Raw genomic sequence first — 17,234 nt, forward strand, 5'->3', positions numbered from 1 at the left:
GGCTCACGCCCCAACCCGTCCATTTCTGTTTGACGAGACATCCCTCCCACCCCATGAACAGCCCCACCCTTCACGCGTCGTCCCCCAGCCCCCAGTCCGGGGGCGCCGTGGTCTTGAACCCGGGCTATTTCAGTCAACGCAACGCCGGGGATTGGGCGTTTGCCGCCCTGTGCCTGGTGGCTGCGGCCTGGGTGTTGTTCCGCTACGGCGGTGGCATGGATGTGTACGAGGTGTCCATTTTTGCGGGCACGGTGCCGGCCTTGGTCTGGGTGGGGTGGTTCTGGCGTCCTTTGCGTCTGCTGATGGTGGGGGCCGCGGCATTGGCCCTGTTGGCCATTGGTCTGTACCAAGTGGACGGCAAGGCCGATCTGGCACGCGGCGACACGGTGTTCTTGCTCAAGTACTTTTTGTCCAGCCAGTCGGCCATCCTGTGGATGAGTGTGCTGTTCTTCATGAGCACCTTGTTCTACTGGCTGGGGGTGTTTTCCAAGGGCAGCGGGGCCACGCTGGAAGCCTTGGGCTCCAAGGTGGCCTGGGCGGCGGTGGTGCTGGCGCTGGTGGGCACGCTGGTGCGCTGGTACGAGGGGCACCAGATGGGGCCGGACATCGGCCACATCCCGGTCAGCAACCTCTATGAGGTGTTCGTGCTGTTCTGCTGGCTCACAGCGCTGTTCTACCTGTACTACGAGACCGTGTACGGCACCCGTTCCCTGGGGGCGTTCGTGATGCTGGTGGTCAGTGCCGCGGTGGGCTTTCTGCTCTGGTATACCGTGGTGCGGGAGGCACACCAAATCCAGCCGCTCATTCCGGCCTTGCAAAGCTGGTGGATGAAGATCCACGTGCCCGCCAACTTCGTGGGCTACGGCACCTTTGCCATTGCCGCCATGGTGGCGTTTGCCTACCTCATCAAGCTGCACGCCGCGGAGTCGCATTGGGTGAAGCTGCTGCCCCTGTGGGCATTGGGTGTGGTGCTGTGCTTTGAGCCGGTGGTGTTCCGCCAAGGCAAGACAGCGGGTGGGGCGGGCTACTGGTTTGTGTACTTCGGCATTTCAGCGCTGGTGGCAGCAGGCATCCTGGCCGGGCGCAAGCGCATTGCGGCCCGTCTGCCCAGCTTTGAGGTGCTGGACGACGTGATGTACAAGGCCATTGCCATCGGCTTTGCGTTTTTCACCATCGCCACCGTGTTGGGGGCTTTGTGGGCGGCCGATGCCTGGGGCGGCTACTGGAGCTGGGACCCCAAGGAAACCTGGGCGCTCATCGTCTGGCTGAACTACGCTGCGTGGTTGCACATGCGGCTGATGAAGGGCCTTCGTGGTGCGGTGTCGGCCTGGTGGGCGTTGATGGGCTTGGTCATCACGACCTTTGCCTTCCTGGGTGTCAACATGTTCCTGTCCGGCCTTCACAGCTACGGCACCCTTTGATCGGAGCGCTTCCATGCTGATCCAGACCTCGTCCAGCGGTTTTGTCCACCCCAAGGGCAGCGACATCACCCCGCGCGAGGTTTTTCAGCAGCGGCGGCAGTGGTTGCAACGCATGGCCGCGCTGGGGGTGGGCACTTCGTTGGGTGCATGGGCGGCCCGGGATGCCACGGCGGCCATGGCGGCCATGGCTCGCCCCGGCAAACGGCCTGCGCTGGCGGCAGAGGCCTCCAAAGTCGAGGGGGCGGTGGTTCTGGACAAGCCCACCGCCTACGCCGATGTGACGGGCTACAACAACTTTTACGAGTTCGGCACCGACAAGACCGACCCGGCGCGCACCTCGGGGGCATGGAAAACATCGCCCTGGATGGTGCAGGTGGAGGGTTTGGTCAAACAGCCGCGCACCTTTGACTTGGCCGACCTGCTCAAACTGGCCCCGTTGGAGGAGCGCATTTACCGCCTCCGTTGTGTCGAAGGCTGGTCCATGGTCATCCCGTGGGTGGGGTATTCGTTGTCGGCCTTGCTTCGGCGTGTCGAGCCGTTGGGGTCCGCCAAGTTTGTGGAATTTGTGTCCGTGGCCGACCGAGGGGCCATGCCCGGCGTGCGCAGCCGGGTGCTGGACTGGCCCTACACCGAGGGCCTGCGTCTGGACGAGGCCATGCATCCGCTCACCCTGCTGGCCTTGGGCCTGTACGGCGAGGTGTTGCCCAATCAGAATGGGGCGCCGGTTCGGTTGGTGGTGCCCTGGAAGTACGGCTTCAAAAGCGCCAAGTCGCTGGTGATAATCCGCCTGGTGGAGAAGCAGCCGGTGTCGTCCTGGCAGCAAGCGGCCCCGCAGGAGTACGGGTTTTACTCCAACGTCAACCCCGAGGTGGCGCACCCGCGGTGGAGTCAGGCGTCCGAACGCCGCATCGGGGAGGACGGTCTGTTCGCCAAGCGGCGCAAAACCCTCATGTTCAACGGTTACGAGGCCCAGGTGGGGCCGCTCTACGCGGGCATGGACTTGCGGCAGAACTTCTGACCGTGGCCGCTCCACGTTCTTCCTTGCCGTGGCGTGCGCGAATTTCCGCCGTTTTGTTGAAGCCGGGGACCAAGTGGGTGTTGGGTCTGTGGGTTGCCACGCCCGCCCTGGGGCTGTTGTGGGGGGCCGTGCTGGGTGGTTTGGGGGCCAACCCGGCTGAAACGCTGATTCGCTCCACGGGCGATTGGACGCTTCGGATGTTGTGCGTCACCTTGGCGGTCACGCCGCTGCGCCAAAGCCTGCGCTTGCCGGTGCTGGCCCGGTTTCGGCGCATGCTGGGATTGAGCACCTTTGCCTACGGCTGCCTCCATGCCCTGTGTTACGCCTGGCTGGACATGGGTTTGGATTGGGCGGACCTGTGGTCAGACGTGGTGCAACGCCCGTTCATTTGGGCCGGGGCTTCGGCGTGGCTGGGGCTGTGCGTGCTGGCGGCCACCTCGCCGCATGGCGTGGTCAGGGCCATGGGGGCGGTGTGGTGGCGGCGGGTTCACCAAGGGGTGTGGGCCGTGGCCCTGTTGGCGGTGCTGCACTTCGTCTGGATGCGTGCCGGCAAAAACCTCATGACCGAGGCGTGGCTGTACGGGCTGGTGCTGCTGGCGTTGTGGGGGTGGCGAAAAGTGAGGAAAAAAATGGCCTCTACCGCTTGATATAAAAGCGCAGGCAGCTATTGAATCAGGAGTTCTTGGCTGCGCCGGCACCGGAGGACGGTGGCTTGTCCGTGGGTTGTGGCAGGTACAACGGCCCCTTTTGACCGCAGGCGCTGCACAAGACGCAGGCGGCCAGCGCCGCCGCCATGCCCGTCAGGCGAATGCGTTTGCGCCACGGTGTGTTTGCGGGGGGCTGTCCGGGCTGCCGCCTGGGTTGTTGGGGCACCCCTAGAATTTTGCTGATCTGGACCATTCGAAAGATTCTAATGACCGACCTTGAGTATTTGGATCAGGCCGAGCGTGCCTTGAAGGCCATCGAACTGTCCTGCGACCGTTTGAACGAAACCACCGATGCCGACGTGGACAACCAGCGGGTGGGCGGCATGATCACCCTCACCTTTGCCAACCGCAGCCAGATCGTGGTCAACCTGCAAAAGCCTTTGCACGAGATCTGGCTGGCCGCCCGGCAGGGGGGGTATCACTTCCGTTGCGACGATGCCGGTCAGTGGCGGTGCACCAAAACCGGGGTGGAGTTGTTTGCGCTGCTCAGTCAGGCCGCCTCCGATCAAGCGGGCGTGCCCCTGACGTTTGGGTGATCCTTTGCAAGGCTGGGGCGAGCCGCCCCCGGCTCCTTTGCGCTCATTGCCGAGGGGTCAATTGCGGAACAGGTCCAGGATGCCTTTGCGCTCTTCGTTGGAGGCCGGGGGTGTCCCGCCGTCCATGGGGCCTGCGTTGCTGTCATCCGCGTTGCCCAGCTGACGCACGCTGTTGCCAGATGCAAATTCAGTGAAATACCAGTCGCCACCCACCTGGGTCACGCCTTCGGGCACCGGGGGTTCCGTCACCGGCACGCCTTTGAGTGCTTCCTGCATGTAGCTGATCCAAATGGGCAGACTCAGCCCGCCACCGGTTTCCCGGCTGCCGAGGTTTTTGGGCGTGTCGTAGCCCACCCAGACGGCGGCGGTGACGGTGGGCTGGAAGCCGACGAACCAGGCATCCATGGCGTCGTTGGTGGTGCCGGTCTTGCCATACACGTCAGGGCGCTTCAGCGTGGCCTGGGCCTTGGCGGCGGTGCCTGCGCGGGTGATTTCCTGCAGCAGGCTGTCCATCACAAAGGCGTTGCGCTCGGGAATGGCCCGGTTGTCTTCCGACAAGGCCGGAGGCGTGAACTCCACCAGCACGCGCCCCTGCGCATCGGTGACTTTGCTGATCAACATGGGCGGGAGCAGGTGCCCCCCATTCGCAAACACGCTGTAGGCGCTGGCCATTTGCAACGGGGTGACGGAGCCAGCCCCAAGCGCCATGGTGAGGTAAGGCGGGTGCTTGTCCGCGTCAAATCCGAAGTGGGTGGCCCACTCCTGGGCGGTTTGTGTTCCCACCGCCTGAAGGATGCGGATGGACACCATGTTTTTGGACCTGGCCAGCGCCGATCGCACGGTCATGGGGCCTTCGAACTTGCCGTCGTAGTTCTTGGGCTCCCAGGGCTTTCCGCCGGTGGTGGTGGCGCTGAAGAACAAGGGAGAGTCATACACCACGGTGCTGGGGGTGATGCCCTTTTCCAGGGCCGCCGAGTAAATGAAGGGTTTGAAACTCGACCCCGGCTGGCGCCACGCCTGAGTGACGTGGTTGAACTTGTTCTTCTGGAAATCAAAGCCGCCCACCAGAGATCGAATGCCGCCGGTTCGGGGGTCCAGCGCCACAAAAGCACCTTCCACTTCCGGTACCTGGGTGATTTCCCAACCCTTGTTTGCTTTGGCGATGCGAACCACTGCGCCCCGGCGCAGCTTGATGTGGGGCGGGGCTTTGTCGGAAAGGCCAGACTGGACGGGCTTGAGTCCCTCACCGGTGATTTCAATGGGCCCCCCATCCTGGCGGACCACGGTCACCTTGTTGGGCAAGGCGTCCAGCACCACCGCAGACAGCAGGTCTCCGTTGTCGGGAACGTCGGCCAGGACCAGGTCCACGGCATCGTCCAGTGCCGGTCCGTTGTCAGGCAGATCGACGAACTTCTCTGGGCCCCGGTACCGTTGGCGACGTTCGAAATCCATCAGCCCTTGACGCAAGGCCCGGTAAGCCGCTTGTTGTTCGCTGCTGCGGATGGTGGTGGTGACGTTGAGCCCCCGTGTGTAGGCTTCGTCTCCGTATTGGTCGTGGATGGCTTGGCGCACCATTTCAGCGGCGTAATCGCCCCGCACACGCTGAATGCTGGCCGCAGGGCGGATGTGCATGGGCGCGGCCTTGGCCTGTTCAGCGTCGGCCTGGGTGATGAACCCGTTTTCCGCCATGCGGTCGATGATGTACAGCTGGCGAGCCCGGGCCCGCTTGGGGTTGCTGATGGGGTTGAAGGCCGATGGGGCCTTGGGCAAGCCGGCCAGCATGGCGGCTTCGTCGATGGTCAGGTTTTTGAGTGGCTTGTTGTAATAAGCCTGTGCGGCCGCAGCAAAACCGTAGGCGCGATGACCCAGGAAGATCTGGTTCATGTAGATCTCCAGGATCTGCTCCTTGGACAGCGTGTGTTCCAGCTTGAAGGTCAGCAGGATTTCATAAATCTTGCGGGTGTAGGTCTTTTCCGCGGTCAGGTAGACGTTGCGAGCCACCTGCATGCTGATGGTCGACGCCCCCTGGCTTTTGGCCCGCCCGAAGTTGGCCAAGCCTGCTCGGACCATGCCCACGTAGTCCACGCCGCCGTGCTCAAAGAAGCGCGCATCCTCCGCGGCCAGTACCGCGTCTTTCATCACCTTGGGGATTTGATCGAACGGGGTGAACTCCCGCCGTTCCTCGCCGAACTCTGCCAAGAGTTCCCCTTCTGCGGAGTACACCCGCAAGGGCAGTTTGGGGCGGTACTCGGACAGCGCGGTCACTTCCGGCAGGTTGGGGTAGGCCATGGCCAGCGCCACGCCGATCACCATGGCCACGGATGCCGCACCGGCCACCGCCAGTCCCAGCAGGATGCCCAGGACCTTCACCACCATCGGAAGTCGCCGCGCTGCGGCAGGAGCATTTCGCTCGGAATGACGTGTTGTGTCCTGATCAGCCATGGGGTCCTTTGGTCGGTCGGCCATTATAAAAATGGTGCGCGGTCCAACGGACGTCGGCTTTTGGCAACGGGTGGGGTGGCTGCCAAAGCCAAAAAAGTTGGGTGCCAAAAGCACTTACTGATAGCATTGAAACGTTTACTCCATCATTTTTTCTACCGTCGGGAGCGCCGTTTGATTGATCTGGCATCGCTGTTCAGCCGAGAACCCGCTCCTTTGATGGGCGTGGACGTCAGCATGTCCAGCGTGAAGGTGGTGGAGTTGTCTCGCAATCGGGCGGGTCAACTTGTACTGGAGCGCTGCGCACTGGAGCCCCTGGAGCGGGGTTGGGTGACCGATGGCAACATCGAGAAGTTCGATGAGGTGGCCGAGGCCGTTCGCCGAGCGGTCCGCAAAGCCGGCAGTCGCACCCGCAATGCGGCGTTTGCGCTGCCCGCCTCGTCGGTCATCACCAAAAAAATCATCTTGCCTGGGGGGCTCAGCGAGACCGAGCTCGAAATCCAGGTGGAGTCGGAAGCCAACCAGTACATTCCTTTTTCGCTGGATGAGGTGAGCCTGGACTTTTGCGTCATCGGGCCCTGCGAGACGTCTCCCAGCGACGTTGAGGTGCTCATTGCTGCATCACGCAAGGAAAAAGTCCTGGACCGCCAGGGGCTGGCAGAAGCGGCAGGTTTGAATCCGGTGGTGGTTGACATTGAGCCCTACGCATCGCGTGTGGCTGCGGCCAGGCTGGTGGAGTCGAGTCTCCCCGGTGGAGGAAAGGATTCACTCGTGGCGCTGTTCGAAATCGGCGCAGTGACCACCAGCATGCAAATCATTCGAAACGGTGAAACCTTGTATGAGCGGGACCAGGCGTTCGGAGGGGCTCAGCTGAGCCAGATGATTGCGCGCCAGTTCGGGTTTTCGCTGGATGAAGCTGAGCAGAAAAAGCGTGCAGCCGACCTGCCAGAAGACTATGCGCAGACCGTCTTGCGCCCTTTTGTGGTGAGCATGACGCAAGAAATCTACAGAGCCTTGCAGTACTTCTTCACCAGCACGCCACACAACCGCGTGGACCACATCCTGTTGGCCGGCGGTACTGCTGCGGTGGCTGGGCTGACAGAGGAGGTGACAGCTCAAACCTCTTTCGCCAGTATGGTGGTGAACCCCTTTGACGGGATGGAGTTGGGGGCTGCAGTTCGTGCCTCCAAGTTGACCCGTGAATCGGCGTCCTACCTCACGGCAACGGGGTTGGCGTTGCGGAGGTTCTTCCAATGATCCTCATCAACCTGTTGCCTCATCGAGAGGCTGCGCGCAAGAAACGCAAGGAAGCCTTCATGGCTTCTTCGCTGCTGGCTGCATTGCTGGGGGGCGGGATGGCCTTCCTGGTCAGCCTTTGGTATCAGCATGGGATTGAGGTCCAGCAGACTCGCAATGCATTTTTGGAACAGGAAAACAAGAAGCTGGATGACCAGATCAAAGACATTGCATCGCTGCGAGCGGAGATTCAAAGCTTGAAAGCGCGGCAGCAAGCGGTGGAGAACTTGCAGTCGGATCGAAACACCCCTGTGCATTTGCTCAGTGATCTGGTCACGCTGATCCCTGATGGGATCTACCTCACGTCGGTGAAGCAAGAGAAACAGTCGGTGACGGTGACGGGCATGGCCCAGTCGCAGGAGCGGGTGTCCGAACTGTTGCGGAACCTTGCAACGGGCAGCGAATGGATGAATCGACCGGAATTGATTGAAATCATTGCAGCCTCTCAGTCGGTTTCAAATCGTGAACAGCGGCGGGTTTTCAGCTTCAATGTGAAAGTGCAGCTGGTGAAGCCCGAAAGCAAGAATGCTGGTCAAGGTGCCCCTGCTGGGGTTTCTCAGCCAAAGGGGTGAGATCGCATGGCCAAAGATCTGAGTTTGAAAATTGATTTGAAAGACTCGTTTGGGCAGTTGCAGTCCCAGTTTGTGGGATTGAATCCGAATGATCCCTCTCAATGGCCAGTGGTGCCTCGATTTGCGCTGCTGTTGTCTCTGTTCCTGGTTGTTTTTGCTGCGCTTTGGTACTTTTGGCTGGATGGGCTTTCTGTTGAATTGGAAACGCATCAGCAGAAAGAGGTTGAGCTGCGTCAGGTGTACCGTGACAAGCTGACACAGGCCATCAACCTGGATGCCTTGAAGAAGCAGCTTGAGGACGTGCGTCAGTACGTGAATCAACTGGAGAAGCAGTTGCCCAGCAAGGCGGAAATGGATGCGTTGCTGTCAGACATCAACCAAGCGGGGTTGGGCCGCAGTTTGCAGTTTGAGCTTTTTCGCCCTGGCTTGGTGGTGGTCAAAGACTATTACGCTGAATTGCCCATTTCAGTTCGCATCACGGGTGGCTATCACGACCTGGGACTTTTCTCTGCGGACATCGCTCAGTTGTCACGCATCGTGACGTTGAATGACATTCAGTTGACGACCCAGAAAGACAAGTCTGCGCAGTTGGTCATGGAGGGCACTGCCAAGACGTTCCGGTACCTCGACATGGATGAAGTGGAAGCTCAGCGCAAGGCTGCAGCAAAGAAGGCGGCAGGAAAATGACAGTTCGGTTCTTGCTTTTGTCGGGGTTGCTGGGGGTCTCGTGTTTGACCGGGTGCACCGATGCGCCAGAGGCGGATTTGCAAGCGTGGATGCAAGAGCAGCGCAACGGCATGCATCCGCGGACAGAGCCCGTGTCCCCTCCTGTGAAGTTCCATCCACAAGCCTACCAGGTGGAGAGCAAGGTCGATCCGTTTGCCATGCAACGTTTGTTGGGCGCTTTGAAGGCGGAAATGGCCAGTTCCTTGGGGAATCAAGAATTGATTGCCCCGGAGCTGGCCAGAAGAAAAGAGCCCTTGGAGGCGTTTCCTTTGGATGCGCTGTCCATGGTGGGGACTCTGCAGAAAGCCGGGCGACAAACAGCGCTTCTGAAAGTGGATAAGCTGATCTATCAAGTTCAGACGGGGGCCTATTTGGGGCAAAACTACGGCAAAGTCATCAAGATCACGGATACAGAAGTGGTACTCAGAGAAATTGTGCAGGACGCAGCGGGCGAGTGGATTGAGCGTCAGGCAACACTGCAGTTGCAGGAGGGCGCGAAATGAAACAAATGCAAATGGGTCGGTTGGGCGCGACGTCTTTGGGTGTCGCTGTGACCCAGCTGGTGTGGGTCGGTGTGGTGATGTGTTGGTCGGGTGCTGCAACGGCTCAGAACACCATCAAAAGTTTGGTCGGACAGGTGGTGGCCGGTCAGGAAATGGTGACCATCGACACGACCGACGCACTGGCAGTGGACCCGGTCAGTTTTTCGACGGCCACTCCGGCGCGGATTGCGTTGGATTTTCAGGGGGTTCAATCGGCGGTGGACCGTGGCAGCATTGCCCTCGGTTTGCGCACGGTGCGTTCTGCCAATGTCGTCCAGGCGGGTGAAAAAACCCGGGTCATCCTGAACTTGCAACAACCCACGCCGTTCAAGCTGGTTCGGCGGGGGACGCAAGTTGATGTGATTCTTCAAGAAGGTGGTGTTGCGGATGTCTCAAAGGGGGCTGTGGCCGCGGTAGACACGGCCTCCGCAGCCCCATTGGTTTCCGCTGCGCCTTCGGCAATTCGCGACATTGACTTTCGACGTGGAGCCGATGGTGCAGGTCGCTTGGTGGTTGATTTCAATCAACAGCAGCCCGAAGTGGACATTGCGGTCAAAGGGCGGAATTTGGTGGTGACGGTTCCCAGGTATGAGTTGCCCGAATTTTTGCGGCGAAAGCTGGATGTGAGTGATTTCGGAACCCCGGTTCAAGAGGTGTCTGCTGAGACTGCCTCTGGGAGTGTGAGAATCACCGTCACCCCCCGCGGCAATTGGGAGCACAGCGCATTCCAGACGGATGGACGTCTTGTGGTTGAGGTTCGGGAACAAAAGCAAGACCCCAACAAGCTTGTGCAAGGTCCAGGCTATGGGGGGGACAAGTTGTCATTGAATTTCCAGAGCATTGACGTCCGTGCCCTGCTGCAAGTCATTGCCGATTTCACCAACTTCAACATCGTGACCTCCGATGCCGTGGGTGGCGCTGTGACGTTGAGGCTGAAGGACGTTCCCTGGGACCAAGCCTTGGAAATCATTTTGCAATCCAAGCGCTTGGGAATGAAGAAGTCCGGCAATGTGATCTGGGTGGCTCCCATGGACGAACTGGCGGCACGAGACAAGGCTGAGTTGGAGTCACGGGTTTCCATCGAGTCCATGGAGGTGCTGAAAACCCAGTCGTTTGTGCTCAATTACGCCAAAGCCAGTGACGTTGCTGCGCAGATCGGCTCATCTGGTGCAGGCGCAGCGGCAGGCGGTGCAGGGGGTGCTCATGGCGCTGCTGGGGCGGGGGCAGGGAGCATTTTGTCCTCCCGAGGGAGTGTGATTGCCGAACCCCGAACCAACCAACTGTTTGTGACCGACATCCCTTCGCGGTTGGAGCAGGTTCAGGCCTTCATCACGAAGTTGGATGTGCCGGTCCGGCAGGTCCTGATCGAGGCGCGCATCGTGGAGGCCGACGACAAGTTCGGTCGGTCACTGGGTGTGAAGCTCGGTGGCTCCGACATGCGTGGCATTCGTGGGGGTGACGCCGGCTATGCCGTCGGGTCTGGCAACCGAGTGGCGTTTGGAGGCTCTTATGACGCCATCAATTCGACCGTGGGCATCACGTCACCCGCTGCTGCAACGGCAAACAATTTTGTCAATTTGCCCGCCACGGGCCTTGGCGGGGTTTCTCCGACGTCGTTTGCCTTGTCGTTGTTCAGTCCAGCGGCCAATCGCTTTCTGAATTTGGAGTTGTCGGCGTTGGAAGCCGACAGTCGCGGGAAAGTGGTGTCCAGTCCACGGTTGGTCACGGCCGACAAGGTCAAGGCCATCATTGAACAGGGTGTGGAATTTCCGTACCAGACCACCGCTCCCAATGGGGGAACCACCATCGCGTTCAAGAAGGCCAGTTTGAAACTGGAGGTGACGCCTCAAATAACCCCTGAAGGGGCCGTCATCTTGGAAGTGGAAGTCAATAAAGACAGCCCCGGCGAATTGCTGTTGGGGGCTCGCGCGATCAACACCAAACGGATTCAAACGCAGGTGTTGGTGGAAAACGGTGGAACGGTGGTGATCGGCGGTATTTTCGAATCCACGGAGCAAGAGGCTGAGAACAAGGTTCCCTTGCTGGGTGATGTGCCTGTGGTGGGAAATCTGTTCAAAAACCGAAGCAAGAGCATGGAGAAGTCAGAAATGCTCGTGTTCATCACCCCGAAAGTGGTTGAGAGTACTCAAATTCGTTGACGGGTCATCTTGAGGCGTTGAGCGCGGGCAGGCGACTGTCCCTCAATTCTCGAAACGCCTCAGGCGACTGGCCCGTCCAGCCCCTGAAGGCCCGACTGAAGCTCTTGTCGTTGTCAAAACCAACGGCAAGGGCTATTTTTTTGATGGGTTGCTGCGTGCGCAGCAGCAGCCGGGTGGCCAGGTCTCGGCGGACATGGTCTTTCAGGGCTTGCAGGCTGGAGCCTTCCTCTTTCAGTTGTCGGTGCAGCGTCCGCACCGAAGTGTGCAAGTGGTCGGCCAGGGCTTGCGCATTGCGCAGGGTTTCAGGGTGTTGGGCCAGGGTCTGACGCACGCGGTTCACCAGCAGGCGGTCTTTGCGGTAGGTGTGAACGGTCAGCGGCAACGCCCGTTGCAGCATGTGCCTGAGGGCCGTTTCATCGCGACGCAGGGGCAGGTCCAGGTAGTGATGGTCGAAGCTGAGTTGGGTGCATGCGGTGCCGAAATGGCAGGGGCCGTTGAACAGCACGCCGTACGCTGACGCATGGTCCGGCGCCTCGTAGGCCAAATGCACTGCGTTCAGGGGAATGCGCGAGTCCACCAGCCAACTGCTCAGGCCCAAGGCGTTGCGCAGCAGGGACACATGGCAAAACTCTCGCCATTCGCCCTGCAGCCATGGGGCACAACGCGTTTCCACCAGTGAGAGAACCGCCACCGGCCCGTGTGCCGTGGCTTGTTCGGTCAGTGTCAGGTGCAGGTCGTCGGTCAGCAATGCGTGGTGCCGACACCAGCGTTGCAAGGCCACGCGCAGCGTGGGCGCGGTGATGCTGGCGCGGGCCAGCATGCCGTAACTGCCCCAGGGCAGGCGTCGGCGGAACCACCCCAGGCCTTCGTCATCCAGTTCCCGCATCAATTGGTCGGACAGCCGTTCCATTTGCGCGGCGGTGATGCGGGCTTCGCTGCGCAGGGTGTCGGCGCGCTCAATTTGCGCCGATGCCAGCGCTGCGGAGGGGTTGTGGCCCCGGTGCTCACAGGCCAGCAGCATGGCGCGAACAAACGCCATGGGGGTGGCTGCAACGGGGGGCGAGGCGGTTGGGTGTGCGGCGTCCATGCCTTAGTTTGGCAGGATTTGCAACCATGGTGTCAACGCAACGAAGCCCGCATCGGCCAGAATGACCCGCAGACATGCTGCGTTTGAACCCGTTTGCCTTGCCCACTACCATGACTGTTCTTGACACCCAACTCAACCCCCGATCGGCCGACTTCCAGGCCAACGCCCAGGCCATGCGGGGGTTGGTTGAAGACCTTCGCGCCCAAGTGGCCCGGGTGGCCAACGGCGGGGGTGAGGCGGCCCGCGCCAAACACACCGCCCGCGGCAAGCTGCTGCCGCGTGACCGGGTGCAGATGCTGCTGGACCCGGGCACCCCGTTCCTGGAGCTGGCTCCGCTGGCGGCGCTGGACATGTACAAGGAAAAAGACGGCCAAGGTGGTTTGAAGGACGCGGCTCCGTGTGCCGGGATCATCGCGGGCATTGGCCGGGTGAGCGGGGTGGACTGCATGATCGTCTGCAACGACGCCACCGTGAAAGGCGGCACCTACTACCCGCTCACCGTCAAGAAGCACTTGCGCGCTCAGGAAATCGCGCAGCAAAACCGCCTGATCTGCATCTACCTGGTGGACTCGGGCGGCGCCAATTTGCCCAACCAGGACGAGGTGTTTCCCGATCGGGACCACTTTGGCCGCATCTTCTACAACCAGGCCAACATGTCGTCGCAGGGCATTTCGCAGATTGCGGTGGTTATGGGCAGTTGCACGGCGGGCGGTGCCTACGTGCCCGCCATGAGCGACGAAACCATCATCGTCAAAAACCAAGGCACCATCTTCCTGGGCGGGCCGCCGCTGGTGAAGGCGGCCACGGGCGAAGTGGTGAGCGCCGAGGATCTGGGCGGTGGCGACGTGCACACCCGCTTGTCCGGCGTGGCCGACCACCTGGCGCAGAACGACCTGCACGCCATCGCCCTGGCGCGGCAGGCGGTGGCGCATTTGAATCAAAAAAAGGCTCCAGCGCTTGATTTAAAAGCGCCAGCAGCTCCCAAATACGCAGCAGAAGAGCTGTACGGCGTGATCCCCACCGATGAAACGGGGAAGCAGAGTCGCAAACCCTTTGACGTGCGCGAAATCATCGCCCGCATCGTCGATGCGTCGGACTTCCACGAATTCAAGCCCCGTTTCGGCACCACGCTGGTGTGTGGCTTTGCGCACATTGAAGGCATGCCCGTGGGCATCATCGCCAACAACGGCATCTTGTTCAGCGAATCGGCCTTGAAGGGCGCGCACTTCATCGAGCTGTGCTGCCAGCGCAAGGTGCCGCTGGTGTTCCTCCAGAACATCACCGGCTTCATGGTGGGCCGCAAGTACGAAAACGAAGGCATTGCCCGCAACGGTGCCAAGATGGTGACTGCCGTGGCCTGCGCCCAGGTGCCCAAGTTCACCGTCATCATCGGTGGCAGTTTTGGTGCCGGCAACTACGGCATGTGCGGTCGGGCGTTCAACCCACGCTTCTTGTGGATGTGGCCCAACGCCCGCATTTCCGTCATGGGCGGCGAGCAGGCCGCCAGCGTGCTGGCCACCGTCAAACGCGACGGCATCGAGGCCAAGGGCGGCCAGTGGAGCATGGAGGAGGAAGAGGCCTTCAAAGCCCCCATTCGCCGCCAGTACGAAGACCAGGGCCACCCCTATTACGCCACCGCCCGCCTGTGGGACGACGGCATCATTGACCCCGCCGACACCCGCCGGGTGCTGGCCCTGGGCCTGAGTGCCGCGCTCAATGCGCCCATCCCCGACACCCAGTTCGGCGTGTTCCGCATGTGAGGGGACAGGCATGAGCAACCTGAGCATTTCCACCGCTGGGCACGTGGCCCGCATCACCCTCAACCGCCCCGAGGTGCGCAACGCCTTCAACGACGAGGTGATTGCCGAACTCACCCAGGCGTTCACGGCGGTGGGGCAAGACCCCGCCGTGCGCGCCGTGGTCCTGGCCGCCGAGGGGCCAGCCTTTTGCGCCGGGGCCGACCTGAACTGGATGCGCCGCATGGCCGACTACACCCGCGACGAGAACCTGGCCGACGCAGCCAAGCTCGCCGCCATGCTGCAGGCCCTCTACACCTGCCCCAAACCCACGGTGGCCCGCATCCAGGGCGACGTGTTTGCCGGGGGCATGGGCCTGGTGGCCGCCTGCGACATGGCCGTGAGCGTGGACACCGCCACCTTCTGCCTGAGTGAGGTCAAGCTGGGTTTGGCCCCTTCCACCATCAGTCCCTACGTCATCCGCGCCATGGGGGCGCGGGCCTCACACCGCTACTTCCTGACCGCCGAGCGCTTCAGCGCCGCCGAGGCCTTGCGCATCGGTTTTGTGCACGAGGTGGTGGCCGACGCGCCCGCCCTCGATGCCAAAGTGGACGAACTGCTCAAGGCACTCACCACCGCCAGTCCCCACGCCGTGGCGGCCTGCAAAACCCTGCTGCACGACGTGGCGGGGCAGGGCATTGACGCTGCGCTGGTGGCCCGCACCGTGGAAAGCATTGCCGACCTGCGCGCCTCGGAACAAGGGCGCGAGGGTGTGCAGTCCTTTCTGCAAAAACGCAAACCGAATTGGTTGGCCTGAGCCCCGAACAACGACTGGAGATCCAACCATGTTCAACAAAATCCTGATCGCCAACCGGGGCGAAATCGCCTGCCGTGTGGCCGCCACCGCCCGCCGCCTGGGGGTGAAAACCGTGGCCGTGTACTCTGATGCTGACGCCAACGCCAAACACGTGGCCGCCTGTGACGAGGCCGTGCACATCGGCGGCAGTGCCCCCAAGGACAGCTACCTGCGCTGGGAGCGCATCATCGAAGCCGCCCAGGCCACCGGAGCCCAGGCCATCCACCCGGGCTACGGCTTCCTGAGCGAAAACGAAGACTTTGCCAACGCCTGCGCCGCCGCCGGGTTGGTGTTCATCGGCCCGCCCGCCAGTGCCATCCTGGCCATGGGCCTCAAGGCCGAAAGCAAACGCCTGATGGAAACCGCGGGCGTGCCGCTGGTGCCGGGCTACCACGGGGCCGACCAGGACCCGGCCCTGCTGCAACGGGAGGCCGACCGCATCGGCTACCCCGTGCTCATCAAGGCCAGCGCGGGCGGCGGGGGCAAGGGCATGCGCATTGTGGAAAAGGCCGAAGACTTTGCCGCCGCGCTGGCCAGCTGCCAGCGCGAAGCCATCAACAGCTTTGGCAGCGACGCGGTGCTGATCGAAAAGTACGTGCAGCGCCCCCGCCACATCGAAATCCAGGTGTTTGCCGACGCCCATGGCAACGCCGTCTACCTGTTCGAGCGCGATTGTTCCGTGCAACGCCGCCACCAGAAGGTGCTGGAAGAAGCCCCCGCCCCCGGCATGACGCCCGAGCTGCGCCAGTCCATGGGCCAGGTGGCCGTGGCCGCCGCCCGCGCCGTGAACTACGTGGGCGCGGGCACGGTGGAATTCATCGTGGAGCAGCCCCAGGGCTACGGGCTGGACGGCGCGATGGAGGCCATGACCGAGCCAGCGCCGGGCCGCCCCAAGCTGGCGAGCGCCCCCTTGGGGGGCAGCGCAGCCCCGGCAGGGGCCAGCGTGGGGGCCAAGTTCTACTTCATGGAAATGAACACCCGCCTGCAGGTCGAGCACCCGGTGACCGAAGCCATCACCGGCCTGGACCTGGTGGAGTGGCAGCTGCGCGTGGCCAGTGGCGAGCCGCTGCCCCTGAAACAGGAGCAGCTCACGCTTTCAGGCCATGCGCTGGAGGCCAGAATCTGTGCTGAAAACCCCGACAAACAATTCCTGCCCGCCACCGGCACCCTGCAGGTGTACCGCAAGCCCGACGCCGCATCGTTTGCGGTGGCCCCGGTGCGGTTTGACGACGGCGTGCGCGAAGGTGATGCCATCAGCCCCTACTACGACTCCATGGTGGCCAAGCTCATCGTCCACGGTGACACGCGCGAACAGGCCTTGGCCCGGCTGGACGCCGCGCTGGCCCAGACCCACATCGTGGGCCTGACCACCAACGTGCAGTTCCTGCGCCATGTGGTCCGCAGCGAATCGTTTGCCCAGGCCCGGCTGGACACCGCCCTCATCCAGCGCGAATCGGCGGTGCTGTTCCAGCAAGACCCCGTGGGCCTGGCCCTGGCCGCCGCCGCCGACGTGGCCCGCACCCTGCTGGACGAACGGGCCGGGGAAGGCCCTGACCCCTTCAGCCGCACCGATGGCTGGCGCAGCCACGGCACCTTGGTGCGCCGCTTTGCGTTTGAATACCCCGGGCACGACGGCACCGTGCCCGCCGCGCTGACCTACCAACACGGCGGTGGCTTGCACCTGGCGGTGGGCGAGGGTGGGGCGGTGGCCGAAGGGCCCCTGTCGTTCCAGCCCCATGCCAGCGGCCAGGGTGACGCCATTGACCTGCAATTTGCCGGGCAGCGCACCCGCGTCACCGTCTACCGCCGCGGCGAGGTGGCCCACATCCACACCGACGCCGGGGCCACCCACATCGTGTCGGTGGACCTGCTGGCCCACGCGGGCGACGGCCAGGGCGAAGGCGGTCGGCTGACCGCGCCCATGCCGGGCAAGGTGGTGTCCTTCGCCGTCCAGGCGGGCGACACGGTGCGCAAGGGCCAGGCCCTGGCGGTGATGGAGGCCATGAAGATGGAGCACACCATCGCCGCCCCCGCCGACGGCGTGGTGGCCGAACTGCTGTACGCTGCGGGCGATCAGGTGACCGAAGGGGCCGAGCTGCTCAAGCTGACCCCCGCCTGACCCCCGCGGGGAACCAGGGG

At 62.4% G+C, this 17,234-nt stretch carries 15 protein-coding genes; 12 read left to right on the top strand and 3 right to left on the bottom strand.

Going from position 1 to position 17,234, the window contains the following annotated elements:
• Positions 1-53 precede the first annotated feature (53 nt).
• Genes ccsB through ACYVB7_RS16795 form a run of 3 tightly spaced genes read left to right on the top strand, consistent with a single transcriptional unit; the run spans position 54 to position 3,086 of the window.
• Positions 54-1,421 carry a cytochrome c biogenesis protein gene (gene ccsB / locus ACYVB7_RS16785; RefSeq protein ID WP_460509636.1) on the top strand — a complete coding sequence of 456 codons (1,368 nt, stop codon included), beginning with the start codon at positions 54-56 and terminating at the stop codon, positions 1,419-1,421.
• Positions 1,422-1,434: 13 nt separating this feature from the next.
• Positions 1,435-2,439 carry a protein-methionine-sulfoxide reductase catalytic subunit MsrP gene (msrP, locus tag ACYVB7_RS16790; RefSeq protein ID WP_460509637.1) on the top strand — a complete coding sequence of 335 codons (1,005 nt, stop codon included), beginning with the start codon at positions 1,435-1,437 and terminating at the stop codon, positions 2,437-2,439.
• 56 nt (positions 2,440-2,495) lie between these two features.
• Positions 2,496-3,086: a protein-methionine-sulfoxide reductase heme-binding subunit MsrQ gene (locus ACYVB7_RS16795; protein ID WP_460509638.1), complete on the top strand. Its 591-nt coding sequence runs from the start codon at positions 2,496-2,498 to the stop codon at positions 3,084-3,086.
• A gap of 25 nt (positions 3,087-3,111) precedes the next feature.
• Here ACYVB7_RS16795 and lptM read toward each other — a convergent pair whose 3' ends face one another.
• The gene (lptM, locus tag ACYVB7_RS16800; protein WP_460509639.1) at positions 3,112-3,339 is read right to left on the bottom strand and encodes a lipoprotein; all 228 of its coding nucleotides are present in this window, start codon (positions 3,337-3,339) and stop codon (positions 3,112-3,114) included.
• A gap of 13 nt (positions 3,340-3,352) precedes the next feature.
• On the opposite strand from lptM, the gene cyaY reads away from it, so the two are divergent.
• Positions 3,353-3,682, top strand: coding sequence for an iron donor protein CyaY (gene cyaY / locus ACYVB7_RS16805; RefSeq protein ID WP_460509640.1), 330 nt, complete (start codon positions 3,353-3,355; stop codon positions 3,680-3,682).
• A gap of 57 nt (positions 3,683-3,739) precedes the next feature.
• Here cyaY and ACYVB7_RS16810 read toward each other — a convergent pair whose 3' ends face one another.
• Positions 3,740-6,058, bottom strand: a complete 2,319-nt coding sequence (locus tag ACYVB7_RS16810; RefSeq protein WP_460509641.1) for a penicillin-binding protein 1A — start codon at positions 6,056-6,058, stop codon at positions 3,740-3,742.
• A 237-nt stretch (positions 6,059-6,295) separates the two neighbouring features.
• On the opposite strand from ACYVB7_RS16810, the gene ACYVB7_RS16815 reads away from it, so the two are divergent.
• The 5 genes from ACYVB7_RS16815 to pilQ are packed head-to-tail and all read left to right on the top strand — an operon-like array spanning position 6,296 to position 11,416.
• Positions 6,296-7,378, top strand: coding sequence for a pilus assembly protein PilM (locus tag ACYVB7_RS16815; protein WP_460509715.1), 1,083 nt, complete (start codon positions 6,296-6,298; stop codon positions 7,376-7,378).
• On the top strand, positions 7,375-7,989 hold the full coding sequence (locus tag ACYVB7_RS16820; protein WP_460509642.1) for a PilN domain-containing protein: 615 nt from the start codon (positions 7,375-7,377) through the stop codon (positions 7,987-7,989). Before ACYVB7_RS16815 ends, ACYVB7_RS16820 begins: the two co-directional genes overlap by 4 nt.
• A 6-nt stretch (positions 7,990-7,995) precedes the next feature.
• A complete protein-coding gene (locus ACYVB7_RS16825) occupies positions 7,996-8,676 on the top strand; it encodes a type IV pilus inner membrane component PilO (protein ID WP_460509643.1) in 681 nt (226 codons plus the stop codon).
• Positions 8,673-9,218 (top strand): pilus assembly protein PilP, encoded by a 546-nt coding sequence (locus tag ACYVB7_RS16830; protein ID WP_460509644.1) that lies wholly within the window; start codon positions 8,673-8,675, stop codon positions 9,216-9,218. Before ACYVB7_RS16825 ends, ACYVB7_RS16830 begins: the two co-directional genes overlap by 4 nt.
• Positions 9,219-9,223: 5 nt before the next feature.
• Positions 9,224-11,416: a type IV pilus secretin PilQ gene (gene pilQ / locus ACYVB7_RS16835; protein ID WP_460509716.1), complete on the top strand. Its 2,193-nt coding sequence runs from the start codon at positions 9,224-9,226 to the stop codon at positions 11,414-11,416.
• 4 nt (positions 11,417-11,420) lie between these two features.
• Here the strand turns inward: pilQ and ACYVB7_RS16840 are convergent, their stop codons facing one another.
• The gene (locus ACYVB7_RS16840; protein ID WP_460509645.1) at positions 11,421-12,503 is read right to left on the bottom strand and encodes an AraC family transcriptional regulator; all 1,083 of its coding nucleotides are present in this window, start codon (positions 12,501-12,503) and stop codon (positions 11,421-11,423) included.
• A 110-nt stretch (positions 12,504-12,613) separates the two neighbouring features.
• Here ACYVB7_RS16840 and ACYVB7_RS16845 point away from each other — a divergent pair, with 110 nt between their 5' ends.
• Genes ACYVB7_RS16845 through ACYVB7_RS16855 form a run of 3 tightly spaced genes read left to right on the top strand, consistent with a single transcriptional unit; the run spans position 12,614 to position 17,214 of the window.
• Positions 12,614-14,263, top strand: coding sequence for a carboxyl transferase domain-containing protein (locus ACYVB7_RS16845; protein WP_460509646.1), 1,650 nt, complete (start codon positions 12,614-12,616; stop codon positions 14,261-14,263).
• 10 nt (positions 14,264-14,273) lie between these two features.
• The gene (locus ACYVB7_RS16850; RefSeq protein WP_460509647.1) at positions 14,274-15,056 is read left to right on the top strand and encodes an enoyl-CoA hydratase/isomerase family protein; all 783 of its coding nucleotides are present in this window, start codon (positions 14,274-14,276) and stop codon (positions 15,054-15,056) included.
• A gap of 28 nt (positions 15,057-15,084) precedes the next feature.
• On the top strand, positions 15,085-17,214 hold the full coding sequence (locus ACYVB7_RS16855; protein WP_460509648.1) for an acetyl/propionyl/methylcrotonyl-CoA carboxylase subunit alpha: 2,130 nt from the start codon (positions 15,085-15,087) through the stop codon (positions 17,212-17,214).
• Positions 17,215-17,234 lie beyond the last annotated feature (20 nt).

It is taken from the genome of Hydrogenophaga soli, from assembly GCF_054777695.1.